Genomic DNA, 23844 nt, shown 5'->3' with positions numbered 1-23844 from the left:
GACGCCGGGTGAGTATTTGGCCGAAATAAACCTTGACGAACTAGATAGGAAGATCATCGAACAACTCTGTCGATCTAGCCAGGGGTCCTATCGTCAGATCGCAAAGCGCTTGGGCATCCATCCCACAACTCTGATTCAAAGAGTGAAAAATCTTGAAGAACAGGGCATTATCAAGGGATATAGAGCAAATGTCGATTATCTTAAACTTGGATACGAATTCATGGCGATCGTCCATGTATATGTGGAGGGGGACCTCCTAGAGGTCCAACGCAGGATTAAAGATATTAAGAATGTAGTCGCAGTGTTTGATGTAACTGGTGAATGTGACTCAATTGCTTGGATCGCCTGTAAAGATCGTGAGGAGTTCAGCGGGGTGATCAAGCGTATGTTGCAGATGCCAGGTGTCAAGAAGACAAATACTTACGTCGTTCTCAATGTGATCAAGGATCCTTATCAATTCTTGCCTGATTTTGAAGACAAGGAAATTTCTCAGTCAGAGTGACTGCTTGACGGTTTTATGAATTAGTCAATCTCATGCCTTATTGCTTAAGCCTCATGAACTAGTACGTGGATGGTAATTCATATCCAAGATTGTTAAACTGTTAAAATAATGAGATTTTTCTGACAATTTATTGGAATTTTATTCGATATATGAAAAATTTGGTCCATTTCAGGAGTCCACAGGGCAAAATGTTTAATATGGGTCTCTCATTAATGGCCTTTGCCCGTTCAATGAGCTAGAGGAATTTTCAATGATCCGGACACACAACTGCGGTGCAATTCGACCAGAAGACATTGGAAAGCGCGTCAAATTAGCAGGTTGGGTGAGATTTTCACGGGATCATGGTGGCATCAAATTCATTGATCTGGCCGATTCATATGGTGTCACTCAAATAGTGCTCGACCCTGAAGCAATGCCTTCTGATGTTGATGTCAAAAAGCTTTCAATGGAGATCGATTCACTGAGCAGAGAATCCGTCATTGCTGTGACCGGCATTGTGAGGGAGAGAGTCCGAGGAACCGAGGACCCCCGAAATCCAACCGGGATGGTCGAAATCCTCATAGAAGAGCTCACTGTTCTCAACAGATCGAAGTCCATTCCATTCGAAATAGCAGACCAGAAAAAATCATTCCTTCCGAATGAAGACTTACGATTGAAATTCAGATATCTCGATCTCAGAAGAGCAGAAATGATTGGGAACCTCAGATTCAGGCACCGAGTAGTTTCCGCCGCACGTCAGTTTTTCGATTCAGAGGGATTTATCGAAGTCGAAACACCCATTCTCACGCGAAGCACACCAGAAGGGGCCAGGGACTTTATCGTGCCGTCAAGAACAATGCCAGGGAGGTTCTATGCACTACCACAAAGTCCCCAGCTCTACAAACAAATGCTAATGATCGGTAGCGTCGATAAGTATTACCAGATAGCGAGGTGTTTCCGCGACGAAGATTCGCGTGCTGATCGACAGCCCGAATTTACCCAGATCGATCTTGAGATGTCCTTTGTAGAGGAAAAAGATGTGCAAGATGTCGTAGAGAGGTTGCTTGCACATATATGGAAGTCGATCTACGGATTACAACTGGAAATCCCTTTTCCTAGAGTGAAATACAAAGACGCGATTGAGAAATTTGGGACTGATGCGCCTGATATTAGATTCGGACTCGAGATTTCTGATGTTACTGAGATTGTTTCTGGATCCTCTTATGATGTCTTTAATAAAATCATCCGAAAGGGTGGAATTGTTTTGGGCATCAACGTTCGATCGTCTCTTGTATCATCTTCACCAGCAGAAACCACTCAGATCGGGAGAAAGGAAGTCGATAGACTCATCGAGTGGGCCAAGCAGGAGGGCATAGGTGGCTTGACTTGGATGAGAGTCACGCCCGAGGGGCTGAGCTCTAACATCGTCAAATATTTCCCGGTCGAGATCCGAAAAGAATTGACCCGGGCAATGGATGCTGGCGTGGGAGACCTCCTTCTATTTGTTGCAGGTCATAAAATGCAAGCAAGGAAATACGCAGGCTCATTGAGATTGAAACTCGCAAGAGATCTGGGACTTTTAGATGGTAAGAGCCATCAATTTTTATGGGTTGTCGATTGTCCATTGTTCATCAGAGATCCTCTTACGGGAAGTCTAGAGCCCTTCCACCATCCGTTTGTTATGCCAGTTGATGGACATATCGAAGAGAACAGCGATGTTGATGAGCTAAAAGGGCTTTCATATGACATCGTACTCGATGGATGTGAAATTGGAAGCGGTTCAATCAGAGTTCATGATCCAGAATTGCAGAAGAAGATTTTCAGATTACTGGGAATGACCGACGATGAAATTGAAAGGAAATTCGGGTTTTTCCTTGAAGCGCTGAGCTACGGAGCTCCACCTCATGGAGGAATTGCACTCGGCCTCGATAGACTCGTTTCAATTTTGGTCGGTGCTGAGACCATCAGAGAGGTCATCGCCTTTCCGAAAAACAAACGATTCCAGTCACCACTCGACGACTCACCAGCTCCGATCGAAGAATCAAAACTCGCCGAACTGGAACTACTTTCGCTTTCCTCGGAAGAAGAAACGAAAAAAGAAGCCCATCAATGATGTGTCATCGACAGATTCTTCTTTCGAGTTCGTTCTTGACTAATCTGGCGACTTCATCGGAGGAACATCGACCTTTAAGAGCTTTCATCACCTGACCGATGACGAAGTTCGCTGCTCGTTTGTTTGTCTTGTAATCAGAGACAATTTCAGGATGTTCATTGAGAATAGAACAAATGAGCTCATTCAATTCTCTGGTGTCGATCTCCTGTGAGGTTCCAACGAACTCTTCCCCTTTGATTATGGAAACAAGCATTTTCCTTCCTTCGCTTTCAGATATCGATCCGCTGAGGATCGATCCGATGGTCTTCAAAAGCGAGGTACGCAGATCCTCAGTCATCCTTTTTTCAAGTGCCGACCAATTTGCAGCGAGTTGATCGAGAATCCACATCGGAACCTTGTTTGTCGGAAATTTCGACGAAATGTCTTCAAAAAGATCGGCAAATGCGTAAGAGGTGAAGACAATCTTTTTTGCTTCGGCCAGGCCAATACCATATTCCCTTGATAGCCGTTCAACCCGCATGAGCGGCGTCTCTGGAATTGCTATTGATTCAGCTATCTCCTTAGCATTATACACCCCAAGGTCAGGCTCAAGAATGTATCCATAATCTTCCTCGAATTCCTTTTCTCTTGCTGGGAGCGTTACTTTCCGTTCTTCATCGTAACGCCTCGTCTCTCTGGAAATCTTCTTCCCTGCCTTCAGCATCTTTGACTGTCGGATAAATTCAAACTCAAGTGCTTTTTCCAGATTTCTCAGTCCAAGAATGTTCTTCACCTCGACCCTCTCCTCAGCAATCGAAATGTTCGCATCGACCCTGACCGTTTGCTCATCCTTGTCCGAGATGCCCACGAGATGCCGTAGTTCTGTCAGGAGGGCAGAGGTGAAATCTCTTGCTTCTCTTGGTGTGGAAAGGTCCGGAGCAGTAACAATTTCAACAAGCGGTATTCCACTGCGGTTGTAATCAATCAGGGAAACTTCCTCACCAGGTTTCCCTACCCTCTTGATCTTTCCTGGATCTTCCTCGAGATGGACCCTCAAAATACGAATAGATTTGCCATCGAAAAGGAATTCTCCATTGTAGCCGATTGGTGATTCATATTGAGTGATCTGAAAATTTTTTGGAAGATCCGGGTAAAAATATGTTTTTCTTGAAAACCAAGTGATCTCAGGAACCTGACATCTGAGCCTCTTGGCGATCATGAGTCCCATCTCTAGCGCTTTCCTGTTAAGCCGTGGTCTAGAGCCAGGAAATCCTAGACATGTTGGACAAATCGCTTCGTTAGGTTCAGAAGCAGACGTGGGACAGGAGCAAAATAGTTTCGAAGTCGTTGGGAGTTGAAGATGAATTTCCAATCCGATTTTCAAAGCTTCACCTCTGGAAATTGATATTGGAAAACACTTTCCCAGCGCTCCGCAAAGTGCAGGAGACGATTTTCTTCCCAGTGCGGTGCAACAAGTTGAAATCCGATGGGCATCCCATGATAATATCCGCATGGAAGTGAAATGTGTGGCAACCCGACAAGGTTTGGTGGAACCGTGAGAAAATCGGCTTTGTACATATCCAAAGGCTTCATCTTCTGAATGTCGCTGAATCGAGGGGCGATAAAAGGCATCGTTGGCATGACGACGAGGTCAAAATCCTGAAATACTCTGAGATACTCTTCCTTCACAATCTGTCTGACTGAGAGCGCTTTCAAGTAATACCGATCTCTGAAGCCAATTCTTCGGCAGTAAGTTCCAAGTAAAATCCTTCTCTTAGCCTCTTTACCGAAGAACACTGACCGGACCTCTGAAAAGAAAGTGTTGAAATGCGTGCTCACGTCCTCCTTTACAATCCCAAATCTCATTCCAGAATATCTGGCGAGATTCGTCGATGCTTCGGATGTGGCAAGGACATAGTACGCTGGCAGAGCAAACCTAAGAGAGGGCATGTTTACCTCTTCGACCACAATGTTCAAACCATCCTCTATGACTTCGATGGCTTTCCTGAAAGCGACTTCTACTTCATCACTGATACCTTGCATCGCTTCCCTCGGAATGCAAATTTTCCTGATCTCTGATGAGGATAAATCCAATGGCGGCTGAGCACAAGAGGTAGGATCTAAAGGATCTATTCCGGAGATTATGGGAAGATATTTTCGAACATCAGACGCTGAACGACACATCAATCCGATCTTGTCCAGCGAATTACTGTAGTCGATAAGACCATGACGCGAAACCCGCCCGTAAGTTGGTGTCATTCCGATTACACCGCAGAATGAGGCGGGGCATGAAATCGAGCCGCCTGTTGATACAGCGAGTGCGACATGGCCGTCGAGCAATGCGACTGCAGCCGCGGCACCTCCGCTTGATCCCCCGCAGCTTCTTTCAGTATCGAAGGGATTTCTCGGCACCCCATAAGCAGAGTTTGTACAGAATGTGCCGAATCCGAATTCATCCATATTCGTTTTGCCGATGAGCAGCCCGCCAGATTCTCTAAGTTTCCGAACAGCCGTAGCATCGAATGGGGGTTTATACCCGTCGAGAATCCGTGAGCCCGCTCGTGATTGGAAATCGGTTGTGCAGAGATTGTCCTTAGCAGAGAAATGAAAATGGCACCGCCCCTTGATCCTCAAAAATTCTTCTTCGTTGATCAGTTGAGAGAAGATTCTATATTTCTCGTTTAAATGAATTAGATACTCGACACTTAATCCGTCGATCAAGACAATCGAGGCCCCCTCACATATCCCTCGAAGACCCTCATCGATCGTCTCAAAACCTCTGGATCGATTACCTGATATTGTTCATCATCCCGCATGATATTCTCTATCAAAACGGGGTTTAGCATGAAATCGTCTCGGGTTGGCGCCTCATCCAGGACGGAAAAATAATTGAGAATATCCTCTAGGTCGGACGAGAATTCTTCGATTTCCTCTTTGCTCAGTATGAGTCTCGCAATCCTAGCGATCTCATTAACCTGCTGTTTATCCATGACTCATCGCTCCCTTAGGATGTTTTTCAACAGTCCGGTATAGATCCATCATCAAAGATTCAAGCATGTCTGTTATTAACAGAGCGTATATAACGGTTATCTCATGCCTCGCAAGTGCCTATACACAAAGAACATGCATAGAGGTTATCAAGAAAATAAGTAATATCATTATGCCCGCGGTGCTCATCGAAAACGAAAGAAATTGTAGGAAAATGTTTATCTTTATGTCGAGGCTTACTCCGGATGGTGCATCCATGGACGAAGCTGAAAAACTCGCAAGACAAGGTTTCCAATTGCTCAGTGAGGGCGATTACGCACAGGCGCTGTCGAAATTTGAAAAAGCCATTAAGCTTGATCCAAGAAATGCCGAAGCCTATTTTGGCAAAGCTGAAGCAGGACTGTGTGTTTCCAAAATGAGCGTAGAGGAAATACTCGAGTCCTACAAGAAGGCGATCGAACTCGACCCGCAGAATGCCTACTTTCATGCCTCAATGGGCTCATTCTGTCTCGATGTCGGAAAGTTGAACGAGGCTGAGTCGGCATACAATAAGGCAGCGGAAATCGATCCTGACAACGCACCATACTATTACTCCGAATTTGCAGTTGAATACTATCGAAAAGCGCCAGAAGTTTATGAGAAATTTATGGATGACAAGACGATGGAGATCATTCTAAAAAAAGCGCTGAAATACCTCCTAAAATCAATCAACCTTGACGAGGAAAAAGCAAAGAAGCTATTAGCCTGATTGGAAATAATAAAATTAGCTAGTAGAAATGAGAACTGCCAAGCTATAACAATTGCTTCTCATTTCCTTTTTCAATCTTGTGAATCGCCCTCCTGTAGCATCGTTCACACACATATTCTCGAGGATGAAAATGCTCTGAGCAGACCAATTGACCGCAGATCGCGCATGTATGCTGTGCAAACTTGCCACAGAAGCTACATTGCCCCAGCACAGACATCAATAATTTGATACTTTTTTCCTTCTTAAAAACGATGTCGGTTGTTCTCTCTGCGGCAACTGCGACATTTTACAAAACCCCTAACCACTGAAGACCCTCTATAACACCATCTGCGTGCGGCTGCCTGCACACATAATCAGCAGCACGTTTGGCCGCTTCAGAAGCATTCGAGACGGCGATTCCAATACCGCAGTTCTCGATCATTGATACATCATTATCAGAATCGCCGAATGCGGCGATCTCCTGTGTATCGATTCCAATTATTTCTGCAGCCTTTCGAACACCATTCATCTTACTATGTCCAGGTTCCATTATATGAATAGCAAATCCCGTGGCTTCGATTGTCACATTCCAATCCTTCAGTACGTTCCTCACCTCTTCGAGGTTCGCAGATCTTTTCAAGGCAACCTCTGTTTCCCTCCATTTATCCGTAAAAAGGCGTTCGACTGGAACTTTGCCTTTCAAATATTCATAAGCCCTCAAAGGTTGCTCAATTGAATTGATCTTGTATACTTTTTCCCGGAATGAAATAATCCCACCGTTCTCAGCAATGACCGGTCCCTCAATACCGATAAAGAGCGCCAGGCCGTATGCCACTGGCAAAACGTTGCCGCTCGCGATCATCACTGTCAGACCTTTTTCCTGCACACGGCGCAAGGCTTCTATCCCATGGATTTGAATTCTCCTCCTTGAATCAGTCAATGTACCGTCCACATCGACGACTATCCCTTTGATAGAGATAATGCCTCCCTCCACATTGAGTTCAACAGCACCCAACCTGATCGCTTCTCAGTTCCCTCATTGTGGTTATCCTCTCAGCGAAAGCATTGTGTTTATGAATTGATTCCTCACTCTCGCTCCTCACCGTCACCATGACATCGTCTGGAAGATGCCCATAGCATTCCAGGATCTGTGACAGTATCTCTCTCACCACGTCTTCAACGAATTTCGGATTGCTATGTGCCATCAGAACGATTTTTGCTTCGTCTGATCGCTTAAGGATCTCATAGGTAGGACTGCTGAAAGACCTTTCAACGATATCTATCAGATCGTCAGCTTCAACATCATATTCTTCAGGAACTTCAATCATGACCGTTGTGACATTTCGCTGATTATGCGTGATTGTTGGGACTCCTATACAACCAGCACTTTCTCCTCCAAGTAGCTCATCGCGAATTGTTTCCATTGCACACGGACAAGCAGTCATCCCTGTGACTTTGGCACCGATCATCTTCTTAACCCCGTTGCCTCGCTTGCTCACCGCCTTTGCAATGAGCTCATATGACTCTAGAGTTCTCTTTCCACTGGGTGTTTTCCTTTCAAGAAAATAATCTGCTGTTACATGGACTTCCGAAAACGATGCGTATTCATGACGCTCGAGTAATAATTTACAGATCTGCGCGCTCAATACCTCTAGGCCGGAGACTGGCTCTCTGATCGTTTGATCAACTATTTCTGAAACGACTTCGAGATTTCTCGACAAATGTGACCCTTTCTGGCTTGATGGTAAATCGACAAAGATATCAAAATTGCATGTAAGGGTTACCGTCTTGCTCCCCCTTTTCACGGTTACAGGCTTTTTTACACCTGTGACGCCTACCCTTGTCAACTTGAACCCATTCGGGATTCGGATGCTTTGACAGTCCATTCTGGCGATAAGATCACCGATACTCGATAGGGAGACCTTTTAAAAAAATGAGCGTTTAACCAATAATTTGGTAGAATTCTCAAAAAATTGTTTTTGACACCCAGCGGATTCCATGCTCCTGATTCAGAAAGGAGTATGAAACAATTAGATCGAGTAGTGTGAGATATGCCATTACTTCTCGTCAGGCCTGAACTAACCGATATACAGTCATTGATCCTTAAAGGAACACCAGTCATAAAATTTTACTTTGAAAACGTGGTCCCATTCTTCTCAATTCACCAAATAAAATTAACACCTTAATAAAGAAACAGCCGACGCTGGGCTCAATTTGAACCAGGGTTTCTTGCTTTTACTGATGAGATTGCCCGAGTTGCGACATGAATTTATACTGGCTATCTTATGGACGATACAATGATCTGCGGCATCGATGAAGCGGGCAGGGGGCCGATTCTCGGGCCGATGGTTGTTGCAGCAGTTGCGGTTAATGATGATTCTTCACTGCGATGTCTGAATGTGAAGGATTCAAAGAAGTTGAGCCCCTCAAGACGATCAGAGCTCGCCATTGCCATAAGAAGAATGGCACGTGTAGAAGCAATAGTGATCGATGTTGATGAAATTGATCGTGCCGTCGAAGTACATTGCCTCAACGAACTCGAAGCAGAAAAATTTTCAGAGATCATTAACAGATTGCGGCCACAGCGTGCATATATAGATGCCGCCGACACGGACCTGGAACGTTTCAAAATGCTTATCCTGAGCCGATTGATGTGCGGAGCCGAATTAGTATGTGAACATAAAGCCGATGAAATTTATCCAGTTGTCTCGGCTGCCTCGATCATTGCAAAGACGATGAGAGATACCATAATAAAGAAAATTGAGGCTGAATTGAATCAACCAATTGGTAGCGGTTATCCCTCCGATCCCATTACTAGAGCTTTCCTTAATGAATGGATAAATACAAACGGAGAATTGCCGCCTTACACAAGACGTTCATGGGCTACAGCAAAAAGAGCCTTTGCTGTGGTCAAGAATTCAAAGATCGATGAATGGATGGATGAAGATGACATTGAAGGAACTGTTGAATGACTCGATCAACAAATTCAACAAGAAGGTCAGCAGTGACGCGCAATTGCAAAAAGAATTAATCGGGATCAGGAAGAAAGTTCTGATCGATCTCGGTTCGGAAAAATACAATTTTTCGCTTGAAGAAAACAGGATTTCATCAGTAAATGACGGCGAGATCGCAGATCCCGATATAACGGTTTTTTCCGACCCAGAGACATTCAGTGGTATTCTCAGCGGAAGAATCAAACCGATGAAGGCATATGCCCTACGGAAAATCCGCATCAAGGGATCGCTCGAAGATCTGATGCACCTTCGAAAACTCTTTTGATCACGAAACTCGCACCCAAAACTTTTATCTAAGTGTCCGGTGTTTAAGAGTCCTACCTAAAGCGGGGTGGGGTAGCCAGGACATCCCGTCGGGCTCATAACCCGGAGATCGGTCGTTCAAATCGACCCCCCGCTACTTCTTATTGCTCTCGCACGCGCACCGTTCGTTTACAACAGCCAGTCACATTCTAAGAAGATACATTGACGATGAACAAAACGAAAATATGTTATCACAGTGATACGACAAACAAAGGATGATTTCATGTCCAAGTTTGTCGGAGCTATTGATCAAGGAACAACGGGAACCCGATTCGCATTATTCGATCATTCGGGCAATCTCGTCGCCTCCGCGTATGAAGAGCATACACAAATTTTCCCGAGACCAGGATGGGTCGAGCACAACCCCATAGAAATATGGCAGAAAACAAAGAAGGTAATCAAAGATGTATTTGAGAGGAATAAGATTGATGCAAGGGATGTGGCAGCAATTGGTGTCACCAATCAGAGGGAAACGACTATCCTTTGGGATCGCAAGACAGGTCAACCAGTTTATAATGCAATTGTCTGGCAATGCCGCAGGACAGCAGAGATGTGCGATCGGCTCACAAAGGACGGATACTCAGAGATGATCCGTGAGAAGACTGGGCTAGTCGTCGATTCATATTTTTCTGGGACAAAAATCAAGTGGTTAATGGATAATGTGAATGGAGTTGCGGAAAAGGCAAAAAGGGGCGAGATTCTTTTCGGAAACATCGATACTTGGCTCATATGGAAGCTGACTGGTAAGCATATAACAGATTATTCTAATGCGTCTCGGACGATGCTTTTTAATATATCGAAGTGCCGGTGGGACACCGAGATTCTTGAATTATTGGGTATCCCCGAATCCATTCTTCCAGAGGTAAGGCCATCAAGTGATCGTCAAATCTACGGAATGACGTCACCATCGGAATTCATGGGCGCGAGTATCCCAGTTTGCGGAGATCTCGGAGACCAACAGGCCGCACTATTCGGCCAAACTTGCTTTGATGCTGGTGAGACGAAGAACACTTACGGTACTGGTTGTTTCATGCTGATGAATATCGGTGCAAAGATAACGCAATCGAAGAGCGGACTACTAACAACGATCGCTTTCAAGTTGGCAGATAAACCTGTTCAATACGCACTAGAAGGTTCAATCTTCATAACTGGCGCTGCGATCCAATGGTTAAGAGATGGTCTAAAGATCATCGAGAGAGCTTCGGATACTGAGAGAATGGCACAATGTGTCCAAGACTCTGGAGGCGTGTATTTCGTACCAGCGTTTGTTGGTCTTGGCGCACCGTATTGGGACCCATATGCGAGGGGTATGATCATAGGGATTACGGGAGGTACAAGACGGGAACACATCGTTCGTGCAACACTGGAATCAATATGCTATCAGACGAGAGATGTGCTTGAGACCATGAACGCAGAGTCCGGCATCCCCCTGAAGACACTGAGGGTAGATGGGGGCGCTGTGAAAAACAATTTCTTATGTCAGCTCCAAGCGGACATTCTTGGCGTCCAGGTCCTCAGGCCTACGGTGCAGGAAACGACGGCTCTCGGAGCTGCTTATGCGGCAGGTCTTGCGATTGGTTTTTGGAAAGATCTCGAGGAATTGAGGAACAATTGGATAATAGACAGAACATTCGTCCCGATGATGAACAAAGAAAAGAGAGAGGAAGGATACGCAAATTGGAAGAGGGCTGTCCAGAGGGCAATGAATTGGGCCGGAAGATAAGGGACCACTGGGGTGTTCTATTGCAGCGGACAGAAGTTCTTATCATTGGCGGAGGAATTACGGGTGCTGGGATCGCGAGAGATCTGGCGTGCCGTGGTGCAGAAGTTGTTCTCGTCGAAAGCTCTGATTTCTCAAATGGTGCAACAGGTCGCTGCCATGGCATGCTTCACAGTGGAGCGAGATACGCGGTGAATGATCCCAGATCTGCCGCTGAGTGTGCCGCAGAGAATGCTATTTTGAAGAGAATTGCTGGCTTCTGTATTGAAGATACTGGCGGATTGTTTGTTGGTCTGAAAAATGATGATACAGATTATGCAGATCAATTCCTATCGTCATGCAAAAAAACTGGTGTGGCGGCAAAGGAGATAACGATCCGAGAAGCCTTGAATAGGGAGCCGATGCTTTCCAAGGAAATCCTAAGTGCGTTCGAAGTTCCTGATGCATCGGTGGACCCATTTCTGCTAACCCTCGGAAATATTGAATCTGCAAGAAAGGCCAATGGCATCGCACTTAACTACCATTGTGTCAAAAGATTCGAGATCGCGGGCGAGTCCATAGACAAAGTGATTGTGGAAAACCTCAGGAATAAGAGTATTGAGACATACAAACCTGAGATCGTCGTCAACGCGTCTGGTGCCTGGGCAAATGAGATCGCTTCGCTCGCGAATCTCAGTATCCGCATGACACTTGACAAAGGTTCGATGGTCGTCATCAACGGGAGATTGACCAACGGTTTGATCAACAGATTGAGAAGACCTTCGAACGGAGATATCGTTGTGCCGAGTTGTTCTTCGTCGATTATTGGCACTACCTCCGTTCATGTTGACTCCCCTTTTGAGAATAAGGCGACTGAGGAGGAAGTTGATTTTCTGATCTGCGAGGCAGCGAGGATGGTCCCCGACATCCTGAAGTCTAGGGCCGTGAGGGCGTACGCGGGGATCAGACCGTTGTGCGGGGGTGATCAGTCAAGCGGAAGGGAGATCAGCAGAAACTTTCAAGTTATCGATCATTCCGAACAAGGGATTGAAAACTTCATTAGTGTGATCGGGGGGAAACTGACCACATACAGGCTCATGGCAGAAAAAGTATCTGATATAGTCGCCGCAAAGCTTGGAATATCAGGATCATGTAGAACAGCGATCGATCCACTTTCCCCCACAGTTGAGAGAAAGAATGATCCAACGATCGCACCCTCGTTTTCCAGTCTAATCGGGAGAAAAACACAATTACTCTCCAATGAAATCATTCGGAGGTGCACCGGGGAGTTAAGAGGTATGGAGGTCGTTTGCTCCTGCGAACAGGTACTACGCGGAGAATTGGTCTATTGGTCCCATCACCAAGACGTGAAGGAGCTCTCGGATTTGATGAGGCGCACGAGGGCTGGTATGGGCTATTGCCAGGGGGGGCTCTGCATTTTTGGATTGTTGTCCTCTATGATTGATGAGCCCAATAGGGATCCGATAGAACTGGTAGCTCGTTTTATCAAGGAAAGGGAAAAGGGCATCGAGCCCGTCTTGTTCAGAGGCCAACTCAAGGAAGAGTTCTTCAAGGACCATCTATTCAACGGGGTGTACCACCTCAACGCATATTCGGGGGAAGATCATGAGGAAGACTTTGGAAGCTGAAACAGATGTCCTGATTGTCGGCCACGGTGCTGCTGGACTTTTCTCAGGCGCTATTCTCTCCTCGCTTGGAAAGCGTGTGATGATCGTGGGAGAGGGCGCGACATCAACCTCACTTTCAACTGGAAACATTATTTTTCTGAGGGACCTCGACGGAAACATCGGTGAACACAGGTTCACGGAGACAACGATCTCAGAGGAGCTGTTGTCACATGTAGCCAATGATCACCTGGATGTCGACTCAATAAACGCTGAGATGCTTGAGATGACCTCTTTTCTTCTTCCGCGATTGAATTCTTGCGGACTAGCTTTTGATGGATCGATCGGTAAGAAACAAGTTCTGTTGACGAACGCTGGCTTTCCTTATTCATGTACATTTGCGCAACTCTTTGCCTCAAAGGGGAACCTTGAAAGAATGTCAGAAAGAGATGTAGCGCTTCTCGGCCTTCTCGGATATAAGGACTTTGATCCTGATTTGGCAGCGATTGTCATGTCCAAAACAATGGATGTGAGCAATGTATCCGCATACTGGACCGACATTTCGACATTCCAAAACCAATATGAAATCCATGCTTCTGAGGTCGCACACCTTGCATGTGATAATACTTTTGGAGAACAACTTGCAGAGGCGATAAAAAATATCGATTGCGACATGATTGGGATTCCGCCAATTTTTCCCCTCCCTGGATATCAATTGAGAATGATGCAACTCGAGAAAGAGACGGGGAGAGAGATTTTCGAGGTCGTAACACCGCTATCGATACCAGGATCACGTCTTCACGAAGCACTTAGAGTTATTGCTCGTAAGGAAGGATGCCTAATATCCGAAGGATTGAAGGTCTCAAACTTACATATAGCAGGTCGGAGGGCAGAATCAGCGATCCTGAAAAGCAGATTCATAGAAACCAAAGTCAGGTTCAACTGCATTATGGTCTGCACTGGGGGATTGCTCGGAGGAGGACTAATCGCGAAAGGAAAGGCGATCGCCGATCCTTTCGGTATTTTTCAAGTTGAAAAAATGCCGAACTCATATCGAATTAACACCGGACGCGCGTCTCAATCCTTAGTTCAAACGATTGCTCAGTACGGTTTGAAAACTGATTCATTGATGCATCTTTATTTAAAAAATGGGGGTCGTCTTGAAAATGTATTAGGAGCTGGTTCAGTGCTCGAAGGATGTTCTTTTCCTGCAGGTCTTGGCTTGGGAGGTATCCTTCTCACCGCTTGGCTTTCGGCTAAGAGTGCAATGGAGGTGCTGAACTAATGAGTGTCACAGTAAGAACAGGCGATTGCATTAAATGTAGCGCTTGCAACATGGTTTGTCCAGTTGTTTCAATCGAGGGCATATCTAGATTTGCCGGACCAAGGAATTTCGCCGTTGACCTTCCCAGGTTCTTCGCCGGGAAAATAAGTTCCCCGCAAGAGATTTTCAAATGCACAACCTGTTGGAAATGCGAGGAGGTTTGTCCCTCGTCTCTACCGCTCCCCGATTCTATCCTCAAACTGCGCGAAATCATGTTTGATGAGAGAGACCTTATTGAGGGACATCGGAGAATCATAGAAAACATCGACAGCTTTGGCAGATCTATCCAACCCATATCAAGAAAAAAAAGAATGAATATGAGGAGGGAGGCAAAGACCCTCTATTTTCCGGGCTGCATCAGCGAGATGCGAGTGACATCAATCCTTGATGCAAGCGTGGAAATCCTCGAAAAAACCAGTGTGAATTTCAGAATTCCTGGCGACTGGGTCTGCTGCGGGGCTCCGCTTGAAAAAATCGGGGATTCAAATCGATTAGAAAGGCTAAGAGAAGCGAATCTGGCAAGATTCGGTGTCTTTGAAGAGATCATTACGTCGTGTCCTGGCTGTACAACACAATTCCTTCGGTATTATGACAAAGACCCTCTTCACACAATCGAAGTACTTTGGGAGGCGGCAAGAAAGCATCGTCTTAAGTTTAAAGCGCCGGAGAATAACATAAGAGTGGCACTCCATCACCCCTGCCACATCAAGCGGACAATTGGCCCCCAGATCATCGATCAGGCCTACGATCTGCTCCAATCAGTTCCTGGGATCAAGATCGTCGAGCTCGAAGATCAGGATAGGTGCTGTGGCGGTGGCGGAGGAGTTGTGGCTGGCTTTCCCGATCTCGCGCTGAAATTGGCCACGAATAAAATGAGAGATGCGATCCGTTCTAGCGCCGATCTGCTGCTAGCACCATGCCCGTTTTGCGTACTGAATCTGCGAAGAGCGAATATCGGAAGAGTTGAAGAGTTCATAACGTTCATAAATATGTATACTGAGCGGGGGGCATAACCGCAAAGTAGAAAATAACTAGTATACCATTCAATTGAGGCAAGAACATGAACAAGGATGCCCTTTGCTTTTCGTGCCTTTACATTGAAGAGAGACCGGAACTAGGTGTCAATAATGAACTCGTTTACTGCATCAAGAAAGACAAGATATTAAGGCCAAAATCCGAATGCGAATTCTACGTCAGGTCGACAGAGGAGGCGCGAAGCGCACTTCATAGTCAAATATACGGTGTCCTCCTCGATGATGAGTTTGAAGAGGAATGAGTAGAGATTTAATCTAAGAACTCAAGCAAAGTCATCTTCGATTCTCGTCGGGCCTGCTTGATTTCGAATGGGATCCATTCAGTCGGGCTTGGAGACCCCCTCATATGTCTAATCCTCAATCTTCGATTAAGATTCTCATCGAACTTAAGTTCGATTACGCCGTCGGCCATTGCCATGAGATGATTAATCGTCCTATCTTCGTGCACCCCGTCATGCACAGTAGATATGGCCATGCCGAGCTCGGATCGAATCTTGGATGAGGAGATCTGAAAGAATTTCAACACGACATTTGTCTGGTTGTATAGAAAGAGAGTTGAAAGTGAGTGTAGGAAGATTCTCATTGGCCGACCGTATTCATTCGCTATCGCTGTCAGATTGAACATGATCCCTTCGATGTCCGAGACCTTCCGCACGTAATTTCTTGTGGAAGATGAATCCTCATCATATGACCCCAAGAGACTTGAATGATAATCAATGATGAAGATCTTATTCCCCAGAAGGTCGTCAACGGGAACGTCGAAGGCTTCCAAGAGAGCGACAACATCAGCTGGGAGAACATCAATTGTCACGAAAACGACAGTATCGCCTCTTTCAATGTAGCTCTTAGCAAGCCCGATATTGAACTCAAGAAGTCCAATTCCTGGGCTTCCGATGACGAGAATGGAGGACCTTTCTGGGAGCGCGATTTTTAACATAACCACCTCACTCATAGAATCGGAATCAATGAGATATGACCGCCAATTTCTTTCTCAACAAAGGTAAAAGCGTTGCACCCTGTAAACGGTTTTTCTCCATACAGAATGACTGTCCCCCCAACCCTATCGATCTTGAGGTGAATAGTTGCGAGATCGGCGATTCGCTGCGTGGACTCTGCGGAAGGGGGGGCAATGCCAACAAAAATCCCTTTACTCCTTCTGACCGAGGCGAGAAAATCAGCAAGCTGATCCATTACTTTGGTTCCGTAGATGGATTCCATCGTATCGAATCCCATTAATGTAAGGTACGGCGGGGATGAAGCCTGTAGCGCGAAGGCTAGATTCTGCCAGCTGAAATCATCGTAGGCTGTTGAGCCTTCAACGGGCAGGACATACTTTGCTGCCGTTCCGATCTGAGTCGCCTTTTCTGGAATCCTTACGTTCTTTTCAAAATCCCCTTCACCAACGATACCGACCATGCGATTCCTCAGACTCTCAGCGCTCGCCTTTCTCATGGGAACCCAGATGACTCCTCTTCCCTGTGCGACGAAGTTTGCGACCATCGAGTTTTCAATCGCGGTACTGACGCTTGTCGGAATCGCGCGCCCGAGTTCCAAAAGAACGATCGAACCTCTTTCTAGTCCTCCACCTAGCATGCGATCAATATCACCTATGCCACATGATACTCGCTCCCCAGCATCTGGAATTGGCGACCAGCCTTTCCATAGAGAGACATCAATGTCCTCAGTTCTGCCGAAGCTCTGAATCCTTCCGCCGCTGAGAGTGAAAAGATATCGCATCTGCTGGATCTCACATCCTCTTAACTTCATTATTTCGATTTCTCTTAGCCGTCTATTTTGGTATTCTAGGGATCTTAGTAAGACAACACCATCACCAAGGTAATCGAGTTGTGGGTCAGCACTTTCCAGGACAAACAGGACGTTCGTGCCATATCCCTCGACGAGATCACCCTGGATTGTCAACATGATGCGCGCGCATGTTTCGCCATATTTCTGTGCCAATGCGTCGATGCTGTCGATGACGATCAGATGCTTTGAATTCTCATCAGACTCAACGACCCTGTAGATCGCTTCAAGTTCGCTGAGGTCCTTGCCAATTGTTAATGAGATTTTTGTTTCCTTTCCACTGAGACCCTTAATTCCTTTCAATTCAACTAATCCAGATTGTCTGTCCTTTTGATCCTTTTCTTCTATCGTTGCATTTGATGCAATTGTGAGCCGGGAGGTTTCTCCCCTTTGAAATTTCTCCTTTAACCAAGGGAATTGCGTAAAAAGGGAATTGTCGGAGACGCGCGTTGAGAGGTAATAACTCTTCTCAACGGCACTCAGTTCCTCTATTGTCTGAAGAGCAAATGTTGTCTTTCCTGTACCAGCATTCCCTCTGAGAATCAGTGAATGACCGCCTTCTTTCATAAAGAAAGAAAGTATTTCAGGCGGGAGTCTCGCTCCTGGATTTTCCGTCTTCTCAATTCCCGTAAATTCTCCAGTGCGGCATGCCATCGGTGATTAATTTGAAAAAGAATGCATAAATCTTTTCGATAGATTCTCGCAAATGATACTATCATATTTTCAAAAATCATTTCTTATACAAAAATTATAAAGATGCAAAACTGAAATGCAAGCAGAGGAGGATACACGCTTGAAAGCAGTTATTTTGGCAGCAGGGGAGGGGATGAGGCTCCGGCCGTTCACCTATTCACGCCCAAAGCCTATGCTGCAGATCGGCAATAAGCCGATTCTTGAATATGTCGTCGATGCCCTGGTATCAAATGATATCAAGGACATCATCATGGTTGTCGGTTATAAGAAGGAAAAGATCATGTCCTATTTTCAGGACGGGGCGAGATTTAATGCGAAAATTTCATATGCATTCCAAGAGAAGCAGATAGGAACAGCACACGCCCTTTTATCTGCTAGACACTTGCTAGATGAGAGTTTCATCGTTCTTGCAGGAGATAATCTGATCGACGCAGAGACTGTTTCTGACCTCTTGCGTAACGGTAGGATACCTTCTATCCTCGTAACCGAGAGCGATATTCCTTCAAAATACGGCGTCGTGCAATTGGAAGGGAATAAGATCGTGTCCATCGTCGAGAAACCCGAAAGCACTGTCGGTAATATCATCAGTACTGGGGTGTACCTATTCAATGATGAGATTCTTGAAGTAATTGAAACAGAAGTGAGTTCTGGCGCGCTCGGCATTACGAACGCTATGCAAAAAATGCTCGGAAGACTTGATATATACGCGGTAAAGACGCGTGGGAAATGGATCGATGTGGTGTACCCGTGGGACATTATCAGGGTCAATGCGGTGGCACTTTCGTTCGAAGGGCAGGCGATTTCAGGCATTATTGAGGACAATGTAATGATCAGAGGTCCAGTCGTGATCGGAGCGGGAACGAGAGTCAGATCTGGTACATATATCAACGGGCCCGTTCTCATCGGGGAGGGTTGCGACATAGGGCCAAATGTGAGTATTTTTCCAACGACCAGTATAGGGAATAACGTCCATATTGACGCATACACTTACGTTTCAAACTCGGTGATCATGAATAACGTGTGTATTGGGTCACATTCGCATCTTTCACACACCGCAATCGACGAGGGTGTGAGGATTGCCTCGAGTCTGAGCTGCGTATGCGGTCACGCATTTGCAAAGATTGACGATGAATTCTTTAAATTGGAGAATATCGGGGCATTGATTGGGGAGGATACGACTATCGGCTCACACGTCACGATCGTTCCTGGAACGATCGTAGGTGCTGGCTGTCGGATTTCTGACGGTGTAAGAGTTTCGGGAAATCTGGAAAACAGATGCGTCGTGGTTTGAATGTGCGGTATTGTTGGATATACCGGCCCGAGAGAAGCTATCGAAATTCTGTTCGATGCATTGAAAAGACTCGAGTATAGGGGTTATGATTCTGCAGGATTGGCAATCCTAGAAAATGATATCCAGATCGTGAAAGACAAGGGGGATATTTCACAGTTAGAAAGGAGTGTGAGTAAACTTCGCGGGACTCTGGGAATTGGCCACACGAGATGGGCAACGTGCGGTAAACCATCGAAGGAAAACGCACATCCTTTCCTCGATTGCTCGGGTAATTTTGCTGTTGTGCACAACGGGATCATAGAAAATCATCGCGAATTGAGACGCGAGCTCGAAGCGGAAGGGCATGTTTTCACATCGGAGACCGACACGGAAGTCCTCGTTCATTTAATAGAGAAGTATTACGATGGGAACATGGAAAAAGCTGTGAGAGAGGCGCTGAAGAGGGTCAAGGGAACTTATGCCGTTGCTGTAATTGGGAAAGGATCAAAAGAGATCATAGCGGCGAGAAAAGAAAATCCATTGGTCGTTGGCCTCGGTGTTGGCGAGAATTTCATCGCCTCTGATGTGACAGCACTTCTGAACTACACCAATAAAGTAATTCACGTAATGGATGGAGAATACGTAGTCATCTCACCAGCCGGTGTGAGACTGTATGATTGCTCAGGTAATGAGATCTCTAGAGCACCCAGTCTCATCACCTGGACAGTTGAAGATGCCCAACGTGGAGGGTTTGAACATTATATGCTCAAAGAAATCTTTGAGCAACCGGCCTCGATTCACAATTCCCTCCTCGGAATGCTCGATGGCATCGAAGAGGGGGAATTCCTTCGGGATGCGAATTTCGATTCTGTGAAGATCGTTGGCTGCGGTTCATCCTATCACGCCGCAATGGTAGGAAAATACATCATCGAGTCCCTGGCCCACATTCCCGTTACGCTCGAACTCGCATCCGAATACAGGTATTCTCACGGCACACGAGAAACTCCACTGGTCATTCTTATCACTCAGAGCGGTGAGACAGCTGACACGCTCGCTGCGGCAAGAGAAGCAAAAAAAAGGGGATGCCGTACATTTGCGATCACAAACGTCGTAGGTAGCACTATCACACGAGAGGTCGATGAAGTCTTTTACACAAAGGCAGGTCCCGAGATTGGTGTGGCAGCGACCAAGTCTTACATCACACAACTCATTGCCCTGTACCTCGTAGGTATGAGGATAGGGTTTGTTCATAGGACAATTTCACACGAACTCCTAAGGTCGATGAAAGACCAATTGAGATTAATGCCCCGACAGGTCAGTGCCGTTCTGGATAATAAAGAAATTATTGAGGGGGCGTCGGATCTTCTCGTTAACGCAAGAAACGTATTCTTCATCGGTCGCAATATAAACTATCCGACAATGCTTGAGGGGGCACTGAAGCTTAAGGAGATCTCATACATTCATGCCGAGGGATATGCCGCTGGTGAACTCAAACACGGGCCTCTCGCGCTTCTTGATAGGGATACGCCCGTAGTCGCTTCATGCATTAAGGATCACACATATGAGAAAATGATATCGAATATTTCTGAGGTTGCCGCAAGAGACAGCCCAATACTCGCAATTGGATATGAGGACGATCGTGAATTAATGGCAATTGCTGATCGCTTCATAGGAATCCCTAAAGTCGACCCCCTGTTTTCACCGGTTCCATTGACGGTTGTTCTTCAGCTCTTGGCCTACTACACAGCAAGAAAAAGAGGTTGTCCAATCGACAAACCACGAAATCTCGCGAAAAGTGTGACTGTAGAATGATCAGGCTAGTTTCTCGGGACATATGGCTCTTCTTGAACATGATATGCACTTGCCAACCCTGTGATGATTACGGTGTACGCCTCCTGTCTTTAGGAGATTGCGCATTTCTTCAGTCTTGGCAAGAATTATTTTCTTTAGTTCTTCATCATACTCAATCTCATACTCAACGTCATCGTATTTCAGGATGCCGTGGGATACTTTTTCCCCGTCTTCTTCCAAAAGCAAACAATAGGCTCCCACTCTCAGTATATGTGAAAAGAGTGGGCCTCTAGGCTTTCGTCCGGTTTTGACTTCTACCGGGACTGCCTCACCATTGACTTCTATCACATAGTCCGGTTTCCCAACAATACCGTATTTTTCGGACTTGAATAATTTCGAACCTTTGCCACCAATATAAACAATCTTGCCTCTGATCAGCTGCTCCTTTCTCTTGCTCGCGGCGATATGACTTGCCCGCAATGAAAGGTAAAGGGCGATATTAGCAGCGATCAACCAGAGGAGTGCCAAGAATTCATAGATCAACGCAGTGCGTGGTTCGATTCCAAGGATTGTAACAGCATTAAGCACGGTGATCATTGCAATGATCGCTGTGAGAATTGTTATCTGCTCGTATTTGGCACGGTTCCTCTCTTCTCCGGCAGAAGCAGAACTGTAGAGTGCAATGAGTCCAGCAATGATCCAGGGTATCGACAGCACGCTGAGTATTTTCCTCCATTCTTCTGGATTTTCCACAGGCTTCAATACGACCCCAATGATAGCGAGCACCGTTGCTGTAATAGCAAACCATGTGATCGCCCGTTCCCAGATATTAGCCTTCAATTCATGATCGACGATTTCACTGAGATTCTTGGAAAGAGACTCGTGCTCCTTTTGGCCTTCCTTGAGAGCAGGTGTTGTCACATCATAATTCCTGCTAAGCCACCAACTCAGCGGGCAGTAAGCGTACTTCTCTATTTCGCCTGCAGAAATAAAGGCCATTTCGATGAAGATATCGTGGACGGGAATCTAAATGCTTGCCCTATTTCTTGGAATAATCCCGGACGATTTATCGCAATTGCACGAAAGAAGAGATGAGTCTGCGATTGCGATTCCATCTGGACACTCGATCCCATCAATGTACCCAAACCAATAAACAACGAGTCCTTCTCCGAAAAGATCGGTATAGGCACTCAATTGCCTGCGGATGTTCTTCTTAACCTCAAGCGTATCACCGAATGTCGCCTTCGATTCTATCCAATTGATCTTCCACCCATTGACTTGAATTGGTTTTTCCAAAAGACAATCCGGTGTCTTTGGAAATTCCCCCCTGAGATCCTTTTCTGTCTTGTAACTGACTCCCTGGGAATCAAGCCAGCTCCTCAGACGATTTTCACCCCATTCTCCTCGTTTGTACTGCACCTCAGTCGCCCACGGGGAGTAGACAATGTCCGAGCGAACTACATCCATTATTTCCTTCATCGTTCTGCGATCATTGATCAATTCAGGATTCTTGACCAGGTTCCAGTACTGTTTTTTCGAAAAGCCGTTCGCCTGAAAAATGATTAAACCTGTTAAGATGGGTGAAAAATGCCATTTTCTCGCGATCGATAAAATGCTCCTGCCCTCTTTCCAACTTCTGAGCAGTTTATCAGCGTTGCGCTTAACTAGGTAGAATCGCTTTGTCGTTTCCCTAACCGTTTTTTGGGTAAAAATGACCGTCAAGAGCTCTTCATCCAATCCTTTTTCCGCAGCAACGATCTTGATATCTTCAGGAAAATTCAACGACCGGTAAATTTCCCTGTAATCACTTAATCTCATTATTTTCACGCTTTTATCGTCGTAGTAAGGTAGATCGTATTTAAAACTATCGCGGTACCAGCATTCCTGGATCGCTGGCTAAATGGAATGGAAGTTATAGAGCTGTCATAGTCGCAAGAAAAAACAAAGATTTCCCGAGACAATTATTTCCTTTAGGGACTAATGCTGAGTTGATCAAAAACATGACTTCCGGATGCAATATGATTAAATACAGAAGAAGATGATTCATTTGAGATGATTCAAAATTCCCGTATATGGGAAAAGGAGGCAGTGTGAATGGACAGTTCATTTTTGGCGAGTAGCAAAGGTCCCCCTTGGCTTCCTGCAGCTGCGGTTGACGCTAGGAGACTGGCATACTGGGGTCAGGTCTTTTTCTTCGTCGTTATGATTGTATCAGCGATTTTTGGGATTGTTTCATTATTCATGCTGGTCTTAGATCATGCAGGTGGAGGGGGTACGATTTACCTTCTCGTCACTGCACTTGTGAGCTTCATCATCCTATACATCATGAAACCAACGGTCTTCGATCACATTGACCAAGGGCGATTCAGCGAGGCAAGCGATCACATGCTAATTTACGGTGTTCTGGGAATCATCTTTGGTATTATCCCCGGTATCTTTCTGATCATTGCCTTTGTGCGGTTGCAGGAGGTGTTCCAGCCTCAATATCAGCCGTATCCCCCTAGTCAAATTCAAACAACACAACCCTCAGAACCTTCAACAGTTCCGTCTCGCCCATCGCCACCAGAGCAAGCAACACCGCCGCCGGCGGCCGCACCAGAAAAACCAAGACAACCAGAAATGGTCAGATGTAAGAAATGCGGCGTCCAATACCCCGCGTTTATGCGAACCTGTCCAAACTGTGGAGAATCGCGCTGATCGATTACCCGTAACTCACTATTTCTTTTCTTTCTTGCCAAGACTACTAGAATCAAAGAGGATTTCGCCCCGGTAAATGATTTTTCTAATCCGATGATATGGGACCTCACTATCACCGACAGAAAAGAAGTATCGGCCGAGCTCTTTGATTTCAGATCCAGAAATAATCTTGATATTATTCGGTGCTCCCCTATGTAAATAATGAATCTCAGCTTCAGCCAGATTCCTGTCTTTTCGCCATTTGAGTTCGTTGAGAATCTCTCGCGGGAACGCCATATTGATCGCAAGTAGGATCAATGGAAA

General features: G+C 45.8%; 23 protein-coding genes and 1 tRNA gene. 14 read left to right on the top strand and 10 right to left on the bottom strand.

The features are described from left to right. The first annotated feature begins 16 nt into the window (after window positions 1-16). Window positions 17-502, top strand: coding sequence for an Lrp/AsnC family transcriptional regulator (locus QHH00_02685; protein MDH7508291.1), 486 nt, complete (start codon window positions 17-19; stop codon window positions 500-502). Window positions 503-752: 250 nt separating this feature from the next. Next, complete coding sequence (gene aspS, locus QHH00_02680) at window positions 753-2594, top strand: aspartate--tRNA ligase (GenBank protein ID MDH7508290.1); 1842 nt, start codon at window positions 753-755, stop codon at window positions 2592-2594. A 4-nt stretch (window positions 2595-2598) separates the two neighbouring features. Here aspS and gatB read toward each other — a convergent pair whose 3' ends face one another. Genes gatB through QHH00_02665 form a run of 3 tightly spaced genes read right to left on the bottom strand, consistent with a single transcriptional unit; the run spans window position 2599 to window position 5563 of the window. Then, a complete protein-coding gene (gene gatB, locus QHH00_02675) occupies window positions 2599-3957 on the bottom strand; it encodes an Asp-tRNA(Asn)/Glu-tRNA(Gln) amidotransferase subunit GatB (GenBank protein ID MDH7508289.1) in 1359 nt (452 codons plus the stop codon). Beyond that, window positions 3954-5294 carry an amidase family protein gene (locus QHH00_02670; GenBank protein ID MDH7508288.1) on the bottom strand — a complete coding sequence of 447 codons (1341 nt, stop codon included), beginning with the start codon at window positions 5292-5294 and terminating at the stop codon, window positions 3954-3956. Before QHH00_02670 ends, gatB begins: the two co-directional genes overlap by 4 nt. Further along, on the bottom strand, window positions 5291-5563 hold the full coding sequence (locus QHH00_02665; GenBank protein MDH7508287.1) for an aspartyl/glutamyl-tRNA amidotransferase subunit C: 273 nt from the start codon (window positions 5561-5563) through the stop codon (window positions 5291-5293). The genes QHH00_02670 and QHH00_02665 overlap by 4 nt, the downstream gene beginning before the upstream one ends. A gap of 65 nt (window positions 5564-5628) precedes the next feature. Between QHH00_02665 and QHH00_02660 the strand changes: the two genes are divergently transcribed. After that, window positions 5629-6309 (top strand): tetratricopeptide repeat protein, encoded by a 681-nt coding sequence (locus tag QHH00_02660; protein MDH7508286.1) that lies wholly within the window; start codon window positions 5629-5631, stop codon window positions 6307-6309. A gap of 286 nt (window positions 6310-6595) precedes the next feature. Here the strand turns inward: QHH00_02660 and QHH00_02655 are convergent, their stop codons facing one another. Together QHH00_02655 and mptA are read right to left on the bottom strand one after the other, a co-directional pair. Beyond that, a complete protein-coding gene (locus QHH00_02655) occupies window positions 6596-7303 on the bottom strand; it encodes a phosphoglycolate phosphatase (protein ID MDH7508285.1) in 708 nt (235 codons plus the stop codon). Next, on the bottom strand, window positions 7290-8174 hold the full coding sequence (gene mptA / locus QHH00_02650) for a GTP cyclohydrolase MptA (protein MDH7508284.1): 885 nt from the start codon (window positions 8172-8174) through the stop codon (window positions 7290-7292). Before mptA ends, QHH00_02655 begins: the two co-directional genes overlap by 14 nt. Before the next feature lie 399 nt (window positions 8175-8573). On the opposite strand from mptA, the gene rnhB reads away from it, so the two are divergent. From rnhB to QHH00_02610, 8 genes are all read left to right on the top strand, one after another. Beyond that, window positions 8574-9260 (top strand): ribonuclease HII, encoded by a 687-nt coding sequence (rnhB, locus tag QHH00_02645; GenBank protein MDH7508283.1) that lies wholly within the window; start codon window positions 8574-8576, stop codon window positions 9258-9260. After that, window positions 9235-9567, top strand: coding sequence for an SCP2 sterol-binding domain-containing protein (locus QHH00_02640; protein MDH7508282.1), 333 nt, complete (start codon window positions 9235-9237; stop codon window positions 9565-9567). Before rnhB ends, QHH00_02640 begins: the two co-directional genes overlap by 26 nt. Window positions 9568-9627: 60 nt before the next feature. After that, window positions 9628-9702, top strand: a tRNA-Met gene (locus tag QHH00_02635). A 126-nt stretch (window positions 9703-9828) separates the two neighbouring features. Further along, window positions 9829-11328, top strand: a complete 1500-nt coding sequence (gene glpK, locus QHH00_02630) for a glycerol kinase GlpK (protein MDH7508281.1) — start codon at window positions 9829-9831, stop codon at window positions 11326-11328. After that, entirely contained in the window at window positions 11217-12953 is a 1737-nt protein-coding gene (glpA, locus tag QHH00_02625) for an anaerobic glycerol-3-phosphate dehydrogenase subunit GlpA (GenBank protein MDH7508280.1), read from the top strand. The genes glpK and glpA overlap by 112 nt, the downstream gene beginning before the upstream one ends. Then, entirely contained in the window at window positions 12931-14214 is a 1284-nt protein-coding gene (locus tag QHH00_02620; GenBank protein ID MDH7508279.1) for an FAD-dependent monooxygenase, read from the top strand. The genes glpA and QHH00_02620 overlap by 23 nt, the downstream gene beginning before the upstream one ends. Continuing rightward, window positions 14214-15266: a (Fe-S)-binding protein gene (locus QHH00_02615; protein MDH7508278.1), complete on the top strand. Its 1053-nt coding sequence runs from the start codon at window positions 14214-14216 to the stop codon at window positions 15264-15266. Before QHH00_02620 ends, QHH00_02615 begins: the two co-directional genes overlap by 1 nt. Window positions 15267-15313: 47 nt before the next feature. Next, window positions 15314-15529: a hypothetical protein gene (locus QHH00_02610; GenBank protein MDH7508277.1), complete on the top strand. Its 216-nt coding sequence runs from the start codon at window positions 15314-15316 to the stop codon at window positions 15527-15529. A gap of 8 nt (window positions 15530-15537) precedes the next feature. Here the strand turns inward: QHH00_02610 and QHH00_02605 are convergent, their stop codons facing one another. Both QHH00_02605 and gvpD read right to left on the bottom strand, forming a co-directional pair. After that, window positions 15538-16239: an RAD55 family ATPase gene (locus QHH00_02605; protein MDH7508276.1), complete on the bottom strand. Its 702-nt coding sequence runs from the start codon at window positions 16237-16239 to the stop codon at window positions 15538-15540. Further along, window positions 16236-17744, bottom strand: a complete 1509-nt coding sequence (gene gvpD / locus QHH00_02600) for a gas vesicle protein GvpD (GenBank protein MDH7508275.1) — start codon at window positions 17742-17744, stop codon at window positions 16236-16238. The genes QHH00_02605 and gvpD overlap by 4 nt, the downstream gene beginning before the upstream one ends. Window positions 17745-17883: 139 nt before the next feature. Between gvpD and QHH00_02595 the strand changes: the two genes are divergently transcribed. Together QHH00_02595 and glmS are read left to right on the top strand one after the other, a co-directional pair. After that, window positions 17884-19074, top strand: coding sequence for a sugar phosphate nucleotidyltransferase (locus QHH00_02595; protein MDH7508274.1), 1191 nt, complete (start codon window positions 17884-17886; stop codon window positions 19072-19074). Further along, complete coding sequence (glmS, locus tag QHH00_02590) at window positions 19075-20865, top strand: glutamine--fructose-6-phosphate transaminase (isomerizing) (protein MDH7508273.1); 1791 nt, start codon at window positions 19075-19077, stop codon at window positions 20863-20865. It begins immediately after the preceding gene. Here the strand turns inward: glmS and cas4 are convergent, their stop codons facing one another. Together cas4 and QHH00_02580 are read right to left on the bottom strand one after the other, a co-directional pair. After that, entirely contained in the window at window positions 20866-21843 is a 978-nt protein-coding gene (gene cas4 / locus QHH00_02585) for a CRISPR-associated protein Cas4 (GenBank protein ID MDH7508272.1), read from the bottom strand. 27 nt (window positions 21844-21870) lie between these two features. Then, window positions 21871-22662, bottom strand: coding sequence for a C15orf41 family protein (locus tag QHH00_02580; protein ID MDH7508271.1), 792 nt, complete (start codon window positions 22660-22662; stop codon window positions 21871-21873). 276 nt (window positions 22663-22938) lie between these two features. Here QHH00_02580 and QHH00_02575 point away from each other — a divergent pair, with 276 nt between their 5' ends. Continuing rightward, window positions 22939-23541 carry a hypothetical protein gene (locus QHH00_02575; GenBank protein MDH7508270.1) on the top strand — a complete coding sequence of 201 codons (603 nt, stop codon included), beginning with the start codon at window positions 22939-22941 and terminating at the stop codon, window positions 23539-23541. Window positions 23542-23559: 18 nt separating this feature from the next. Here the strand turns inward: QHH00_02575 and QHH00_02570 are convergent, their stop codons facing one another. Next, the gene (locus QHH00_02570) at window positions 23560-23817 is read right to left on the bottom strand and encodes an RNA repair domain-containing protein (protein ID MDH7508269.1); all 258 of its coding nucleotides are present in this window, start codon (window positions 23815-23817) and stop codon (window positions 23560-23562) included. Between the last annotated feature and the right edge of the window lie 27 nt (window positions 23818-23844).

Source organism: Methanomassiliicoccales archaeon, assembly GCA_029907465.1.
Lineage (GTDB): Archaea > Thermoplasmatota > Thermoplasmata > Methanomassiliicoccales > JACIVX01 > JACIVX01.
This window is presented reverse-complemented; position numbering and strand designations above follow the sequence as displayed.

Excerpts from the sequence above, each read along its gene's own strand:
- QHH00_02620 (MDH7508279.1), top strand. The coding sequence starts at position 12,931 with ATGAGGAAGACTTTGGAAGCTGAAACAGATGTCCTGATTGTCGGCCAC.
- gvpD (MDH7508275.1), bottom strand. The coding sequence starts at position 17,744 with ATGGCATGCCGCACTGGAGAATTTACGGGAATTGAGAAGACGGAAAAT.
- QHH00_02610 (MDH7508277.1), top strand. The coding sequence starts at position 15,314 with ATGAACAAGGATGCCCTTTGCTTTTCGTGCCTTTACATTGAAGAGAGA.
- QHH00_02575 (MDH7508270.1), top strand. The coding sequence starts at position 22,939 with ATGGACAGTTCATTTTTGGCGAGTAGCAAAGGTCCCCCTTGGCTTCCT.
- QHH00_02580 (MDH7508271.1), bottom strand. The coding sequence starts at position 22,662 with ATGAGATTAAGTGATTACAGGGAAATTTACCGGTCGTTGAATTTTCCT.
- cas4 (MDH7508272.1), bottom strand. The coding sequence starts at position 21,843 with ATGGCCTTTATTTCTGCAGGCGAAATAGAGAAGTACGCTTACTGCCCG.
- mptA (MDH7508284.1), bottom strand. The coding sequence starts at position 8,174 with ATGGACTGTCAAAGCATCCGAATCCCGAATGGGTTCAAGTTGACAAGG.
- aspS (MDH7508290.1), top strand. The coding sequence starts at position 753 with ATGATCCGGACACACAACTGCGGTGCAATTCGACCAGAAGACATTGGA.
- rnhB (MDH7508283.1), top strand. The coding sequence starts at position 8,574 with ATGGACGATACAATGATCTGCGGCATCGATGAAGCGGGCAGGGGGCCG.
- QHH00_02605 (MDH7508276.1), bottom strand. The coding sequence starts at position 16,239 with ATGAGTGAGGTGGTTATGTTAAAAATCGCGCTCCCAGAAAGGTCCTCC.
- glpK (MDH7508281.1), top strand. The coding sequence starts at position 9,829 with ATGTCCAAGTTTGTCGGAGCTATTGATCAAGGAACAACGGGAACCCGA.
- QHH00_02660 (MDH7508286.1), top strand. The coding sequence starts at position 5,629 with ATGTCTGTTATTAACAGAGCGTATATAACGGTTATCTCATGCCTCGCA.
- glmS (MDH7508273.1), top strand. The coding sequence starts at position 19,075 with ATGTGCGGTATTGTTGGATATACCGGCCCGAGAGAAGCTATCGAAATT.
- QHH00_02570 (MDH7508269.1), bottom strand. The coding sequence starts at position 23,817 with ATGGCGTTCCCGCGAGAGATTCTCAACGAACTCAAATGGCGAAAAGAC.
- QHH00_02640 (MDH7508282.1), top strand. The coding sequence starts at position 9,235 with ATGACATTGAAGGAACTGTTGAATGACTCGATCAACAAATTCAACAAG.
- QHH00_02615 (MDH7508278.1), top strand. The coding sequence starts at position 14,214 with ATGAGTGTCACAGTAAGAACAGGCGATTGCATTAAATGTAGCGCTTGC.
- QHH00_02665 (MDH7508287.1), bottom strand. The coding sequence starts at position 5,563 with ATGGATAAACAGCAGGTTAATGAGATCGCTAGGATTGCGAGACTCATA.